The organism is Ralstonia pickettii (genome assembly GCF_000607165.1).
In the GTDB taxonomy this organism is placed as follows: domain Bacteria; phylum Pseudomonadota; class Gammaproteobacteria; order Burkholderiales; family Burkholderiaceae; genus Ralstonia; species Ralstonia holmesii.
This window is the reverse complement of the sequence record NZ_JFZG01000028.1, coordinates 47,719-54,190: the sequence shown is the minus strand read 5'-3', so window position 1 is coordinate 54,190 and position 6,472 is coordinate 47,719. Positions and strand designations below refer to the sequence as shown.

The 6,472-nt window shown below is 58.4% G+C and carries 6 protein-coding genes and 1 pseudogene; 4 read left to right on the top strand and 3 right to left on the bottom strand.

The genetic code is table 11. The features are described from left to right. Nucleotides 1–201: pseudogene (locus tag BG83_RS29950) on the top strand (hypothetical protein); the annotation flags it as partial. An 8-nt stretch (nt 202–209) separates the two neighbouring features. Here BG83_RS29950 and BG83_RS0125060 read toward each other — a convergent pair. After that, nucleotides 210–653 (bottom strand): hypothetical protein, encoded by a 444-nt coding sequence (locus tag BG83_RS0125060; RefSeq protein ID WP_024979334.1) that lies wholly within the window; start codon nt 651–653, stop codon nt 210–212. A 2-nt stretch (nt 654–655) separates the two neighbouring features. Then, the gene (locus BG83_RS0125055) at nt 656–1,195 is read right to left on the bottom strand and encodes a hypothetical protein (protein WP_024979333.1); all 540 of its coding nucleotides are present in this window, start codon (nt 1,193–1,195) and stop codon (nt 656–658) included. 598 nt (nt 1,196–1,793) lie between these two features. On the opposite strand from BG83_RS0125055, the gene BG83_RS0125050 reads away from it, so the two are divergent. Beyond that, nucleotides 1,794–2,519 (top strand): glycine zipper 2TM domain-containing protein, encoded by a 726-nt coding sequence (locus BG83_RS0125050; RefSeq protein WP_024979332.1) that lies wholly within the window; start codon nt 1,794–1,796, stop codon nt 2,517–2,519. A gap of 389 nt (nt 2,520–2,908) precedes the next feature. Here BG83_RS0125050 and BG83_RS0125045 read toward each other — a convergent pair whose 3' ends face one another. Then, on the bottom strand, nt 2,909–4,264 hold the full coding sequence (locus tag BG83_RS0125045; RefSeq protein WP_024979331.1) for a hypothetical protein: 1,356 nt from the start codon (nt 4,262–4,264) through the stop codon (nt 2,909–2,911). Between the two features lie 328 nt (nt 4,265–4,592). Between BG83_RS0125045 and BG83_RS0125040 the strand changes: the two genes are divergently transcribed. Together BG83_RS0125040 and BG83_RS29040 are read left to right on the top strand one after the other, a co-directional pair. Further along, the gene (locus tag BG83_RS0125040; RefSeq protein ID WP_235193279.1) at nt 4,593–5,207 is read left to right on the top strand and encodes a hypothetical protein; all 615 of its coding nucleotides are present in this window, start codon (nt 4,593–4,595) and stop codon (nt 5,205–5,207) included. A 267-nt stretch (nt 5,208–5,474) separates the two neighbouring features. Continuing rightward, a complete protein-coding gene (locus BG83_RS29040) occupies nt 5,475–6,398 on the top strand; it encodes a hypothetical protein (RefSeq protein ID WP_235193278.1) in 924 nt (307 codons plus the stop codon). Nucleotides 6,399–6,472 lie beyond the last annotated feature (74 nt).

The following is a 6,472-nucleotide window of genomic DNA, read 5'->3' as shown; positions in this document are numbered from 1 at the left end:
CCATGGTTCTTGGTAAAAACAAAGACAGACGCGGAGCGTGACCTGCTGAGAATGACCGAAACACTCTTAAGCGAGTTCCAGGCAGTGTTTCAGGCACGCGGGTGTCCCGATGACATCGTCCGACGTCTCATGTTCACTTTCCAGTCACTTGAGACCGTGGAGCGAGACTATGGGGGCAACTGGTATTGGGCCTTGAAGTAGTCGACGTTTTAGCGAAGCGGCCTAGTGTCGGCATTGGCCACCAAATGGCGCCGCACAGATCGTAGGAATCGGATGTTATGGACGCCCGATCCGAATAGGGCAATGGGCACCGATGCGGTGAGCATCAGCGTGACTGGCTGGTGCCACAATCGCGGCACGAAAAAGCAGAGCGCGGCAAGGCCGATCAGACACAGCAGCCATCCCACTTCTGACTCGCAGATGATGTCGCCGCTGCCGTGGTCGCGCCACGCTACCAGCGTCTGCCAGTTTCCGGGCTCCCTCAAATAGGCGGTCACTGTCATGCCGGCCTCGATGCGAGGCTCGCCGGGCGCGGCGGCGGAATACTCAATGTGGTCGCCGCTTTGGAAGCCGAACAGCGTCACTGGCATGCGGTTCTGCGAGGTCTTGGTAATGCCGAAGACGCGATCGAAGCGGACGGTTTCCAGAGGCATGCTTATTGGCGTTCTGTTGGAACTTGCGGAGTGACGAGGTCGATTTTGACCAGGTAGACCCCGAGCGTGCTCACCTTTTCGGTAACGCTGATCGTGCCGTGCTCCGGCAGAGAAGGTAGGTTCCACAGGGAAGCGCACGTCTTGATCGTGCCGGCGCCGCCCGGGTCGACAAACTGGACGGCGGTATGGCAGCTTTTTGCGCCTCGGACTTTCTCAAATGCGGCTTGGGCGGTGACAACGCGATCTGCAGTGAAGCGGGGAATTGTAGTCGCCCAGGTCCACGTCGTGAAGGCGCCGAACAGCGCAAAGCAAATAAATTGCCCCACTGGGTCGATCCTGCGTTTTGACGAGGTGTCCGACTTTGGGAAATCGAGTACGGCGAACAGCGTTGCGACAATCACCCCTCCGGCCAAGGCGATATAGAACCTTGGAAACAGGGATGGAGCGTAGCAATCGCGCGCAAACAAGAACGCCGGGTAGATAGACAACAACAAAAGGAACAGCAGGGACAGGCCCAGAATTGCTTTGTGTCGCGCGAGCATTTCGTATGTTCAGGCAGGGCAGATATCGCAGAAAGGCAGCAGGATATGCGACATGTTCCAACGGCTGTGTTCGGCCAGGAACGGACGATGGTGAGGGCGGCTGTCAGGCGGGCCCGGAGATGCGACCCAAGTCTAGCGCCGCCGGCCCAGATGGAACCATTCTGGTCTTCGGAGCCGGCAACCTTCCGATACGGTCCGACGAGTGGTTCATGGCGAACCAGGTTGTCGAGATTTTTCTTGCGTTCTGTGTCAACGCGCCATTTCCGAGCTAAGTCGGTTGGCGCCCGGCGCCAGAGCTCTAACTATCAGTCGGGACATCTTTCGGCCAAATTCGGCCCGTTCCTGAGGTCTTGGGGGCTTCCCGGGAAACCAGCGATGAACCGTCTTTTGTGCGCAGCGCGGACGCAAACCGCGAGCCTCCCCCACCATTTGTAACATCGTCAGGTTGCCACGCCTCGCACCGAAGGTGCTCAACCCATTGATTTGTAAGTGGAACAGAGCCCTACAGATCCTTACAAATTAAAACGGTATCCACTCGGCCGATCGACCAAACTTTCTCCATCAACAGACCACATGCAATGGTCACGGGAGAACGAAGATGAACAACGAGCAACCGAACGTCCAAGGTCAACACTACGCCGGCACGTCGATGGGCCATATGCCACAGTCGCGCCGCATGCATCCGCTGATGGCCGCCGCTGCCGTCGCTGTGATCATCGCGAGCGTCACGGGGGTGGCCGCCATGACGGGCGTGCTGCCCACCTCGAAGGCTATGCATGGCAGCACCGAGGCGAACGTCGCCGCGCAACCGGCCTCCGCACCGCCGGCACTTGCGGCTCCCGGCCAGACGGCAATGCCGAACCAAGCGGCCCCGGCCTATCTGGCACAGCCGGGCGCGGTACACCATGCGGTGCATCGTCCGGCCCCGTCGTATGCGGAACATAACCCGTCGTCTAACGCCGACTATGCGCAACCGCGCCCGGCGGCGAGTCCATATGCCGGTCAGGTGACCGCCGTCACTCCGATCGCCACGCAGCAAGGCAACGAAACCGGTCTGGGCATGATCGGCGGCGCAGTGGTGGGTGGCCTTCTGGGCAATCAAGTCGGCAAGGGCAATGGCCGCACGCTGGCGACCGTCGCCGGCGCGGTGGGTGGCGGCTACGCAGGCCATGAAGCTGAAAACTACTACCACCGCGACACGTCCTACAACGTCAGCGTACGCATGGACAACGGCGCGACCCGGACCTTCACGTATAAGGCCGCACCGGGCTTCCAAGTGGGTGACCGCGTGCACGTGGAAAACGGCAGCCTGGCTGCAGGCTGATCGTTGGACGCTGCCACAGGCAGCACAAAATCGGCCCTCCAGCCGAATGCGGTTCAGTTAAGGGCAGAGCCAGAAACAAGCAAAGAGGCCGCTCCGGCAAATCGGAGCGGCCTTTTTTGTGCCCATAACTTGACGACAAGACGGTCCGCCCTGGTGTGATGGGAGACTAAGAGCAGCTTGTTTGGTGCGTTCCGATTCTTGGCGGCGCTGCCCAAGGACATTCAGGAGCAGCTACAAGCGCTGGGTAAGGGCGAGGCGGGCGACCCGACACCGAGTGGTCAGCCCAACATCTTCCGTAGCGACGGACGCGATGCGGTGAGCAAGGTCACGGAACATTCTGCTTCGATTTCATCGAGAGATATTGATTTGTCGGCCATCTTCTCTTGCTCTCACGCCGGCTCCCTGACTCTCACGCGAGTGACCGACGTGACGTTGTAGTTTGATCCGGAATGGCTGCCACTCCACCATTCGAAGTCCAGAGTTCGCTCTTCGGCATGGAAAGAGGGCAGGCGAACCATGGCGTCGCTTGCGGGCCGCGCGATCGCTATTCTGTATTTGAGGTTTCCTTCTGAGTCGTACTTGGACACAACTACGTGGCCGGGCATTGCGCCGTAGTCGAAATTCCAGATGGCAGCGTCGTCGCAGATCAGCAGTGGTGCTGGCCGAATCTTGTGCCGCCGCGTTGGGTCTGTCGTGAACACAGACCATGCGCTAGCGCGTGCGCCGAAGAACTCGGGCTGGAGCAGCTCACGGCAACGCTTCTCCCTACGCTCATCCCAAAATTTGGGAGTCGATTCACTTGGCTCTGCCCCTTGTCGGAAGGCCTTTGGCGGATCGAAGTGCTCCGAACGCAGAATGTCCTGCTCGGCAACAACGGGGGTGCCATTTTGGGGTTCGCTCAGTTCGGTGGCCTGCTGCAAGAAAGTGCGCAAAGGGTAGGCAGCCGTGTGTCCGACCCAGTCACCCACCTTCTGGCTTACCAAGTTTCCGTGAAGAAGAAACTGCAAGGCTAGGTTTCTAGGTGGCGGCTTAGGTGTCCAATTGCCGTCTCGCGGCTCCGCTTTGAAGCCGTTGCGGTAGGTGGCGGTCCCGGTCGCCAGCTCACTGCCATCCGAGTCCGACAGCTTGATGTGAACGAGCAGCAAGCCATCCTTTTGTTCGGATCGGACCACCAGCCTTGGCGCTCTTTCGTTTTGAGCTGCCGCTGTAAATCCTGCGTTTAGCGCAACCTCTTGGACCGATTCCTGCCAGTACTCATTTTCGATACCAGGAATGATCGTTCGGAAGCCCTCCGACTGGAAGCACTGCTCGATGACGCAGTTGATCCTCACGGTGCCGTAGCCCCATTGACGGCCCTCGATTAAGGGCGGCTTCGAGTCAATGATCAAAGGTTGCCCGACCGTACCGGTGTACGTCCGCGCCACATGCATCGACGACCATGCGCGGTTCGCGTCGGCCCACGCCTCTGGAATGCGCGTGTTCAATCCGATGGCCAGGGTCAGGGCCAATGCCAAAGGCGTAATGATCAGCCACCGGTCAGTGACCAACCACATGAGACCAGCAAGCATCAGGGCTACGCCCACAAGGAAGATGTTGGGGGCAAGGACCACAAGCGCGGGGCCGAGAAATGGGATCACCCCGGCGTAGAGGTCAATATAGGCGAGCGCTAGGACTCCTGCGGCTGTGCCCAAAAGGATGAGCTTCGAATAATCGAAAGGCTCTTTCTGCTCGGGCTTGCTGTCCATTCTTGTTATCGAGATCGGAGCGTCACGCCGCTCCTCGCACTATTGATACGATGTTGCGATGCTATCCGAGGGCTGGGCGTTATTTGTGCCCCTCGCAAGGAGGGAACGGCTCGTCATAGTTAGTGCGATAAGCGAACGCTCTCGGCCATGAGTCGACATCCGATTCGATTCAATACGGTCGCCCGTACCTGACACCCTTCCTCGCGCTGCTAGAAATGGTCGCGAGTCAGTGATACGTTTCCGACAATGGTCCGATACTGACCGGTGTTCCCTCGAAGAGGGCGATGGAGATGGATCTGCTGCGAACCCAAGGCAACAAGTTTTCTTCATGACCCTCAAGCACACTGATCGTCGGCAGCCTCAAATGCACAAGTGGTTTCCACTCGTCGCGCTGCTGCTCTCGGTGCTCGCTAGTCCAGTGTGGGCCGACTATACCGTTGATTTCGTGCGCATTTCATGCATCCCGGATGCGCAATTCTTAGACGTCGAGTATCGAGGGATACACAACCCGGCGATCTCCGCGTTGACTGAACACGGCACGGTTCGTCCCGACGTGTTGGCTCGCCATGGATTTTTTTCGCCAAGCAAACTCTCCTACGAATGCTCATTGCCCGACTCGAAGTACACGATCATCGCTACTCAAACTGGCTGGAGTGAACGGGGAATGTGTGGGGCTGCACCAGAGATCTTCCTGAGTCTCCAGAGAAACGGTGAGCCGTTGCTTGAGCGCGTGGTATTTGGGTCAAGTTGCTTCGGTAATCCGTCGGTCACGCGCATCACGATCGAGGATGGAAAGCAGGGTTGGTATTCTCGCGAAGCCGAGGTATGCCTTGCGCGTGGTACCGATGAAACGGCTGGCAAATGTGTATGGTTCTTTGAAGACTACGGCGACTTCAAGAAATTTCCCATACGGCAAGGCGACATTCAACGTCTGCTGCAGTAAGCACAATGCCGGCTATCTTCAGGCGCGCGAACGTGCGGTCGAGGGGGCTGGCGTTTGCATCCAACCATTAAAGAGGGCGGAAAGCACAGAGCTGGAGCTTGCCTGTGCAATCCGAGCCGCAATCGCGCCCAATCGATGAGATCCTCGCTCCTGCTTGCAATGCTGTTGTATGTCTGGCAAGCGGCAACTGCCGCGCCCAGCTACCCCAACACAGAATCCATGCCGGCAGACCTGGTCGACACGCAGTCCGCATGGTATCGAGCCTGCATGGCATCGAAGGATGCGGTCCCGCCTGCGCAGGATCTGCCTTCCGACGCAGAGCGGCAGTCAGCCGCTATCTGCGTGCCGGACGACCTCTACTACGACACAAAGCACCTTCCTCATCGTACTGATGCCGACTGGGCGCGCGTCAGAGCTTGCGCCTTCGCTCAAGACGAGGTAGGCGTGTTGATGATGCTTTACGCAAATGGCTACGGTGTAAAAAGGAGCCCAGCGATTGCGGTGCGATATGCCTGTCTTCTCGGTGGGGCGGCTGCCGAGGAACAGTCGCGGGTTCTTCACCTGTCGATGATGGATGGTAAAAGCGACGGCGCAGAGTTCGATATTTGCGACGATGCAACAAGCGGGTTCATGGCCGGCTATTGCGCGCGTATTGAAGATCGACGGCGTGCTCAAAATCGAACCAAAGTTCTTGCGAAATTTTCGCAAAAATTGAATAAGCGCGAGCGTGGCGCGTTCGAGCAGTTGCAGACTGCGTTGTCTGCGTTTGCTCAGCGGCGTGGCGACCGTGAGACCGACATGACGGGCACTGCCCGTGCCGCCCTTGCCATTCAAGCTAGTGCCGATGAGTACGACGCTTTTGTGAGCCTTCTTGGGAAGGTTGCGGGTGGCACGCTAGAGAGGGCCGACCCGACAAGAGTCAGAGAGCTCGATCTGCAGATGGACCAAGTATTGCACGAAGTCATGTTGTCCAAAGCGATTCGCGCCGACTCCTCAGACAGAATCGGAGATACGACGATCACAAAGGTCGACGTTGCTGAAGCGCAGCGTGCCTGGATCCAATATAGGGGTGCGTGGGTTGAGTTCATCGAGACCCTTAGAAGCCCACGCGTAGATCGCGATTCTCTTATCAGCTACCTGACGGCGCGGAGATTGGAGCAGCTTCGAAGCGTGCTCGAAGAGGCGCAGTAGCTCTGCGATTCTGGCAATATTTCGACTCCAATCGAACCCTCTATTCACGCTATGCAGACCGGGAACACGGCGCA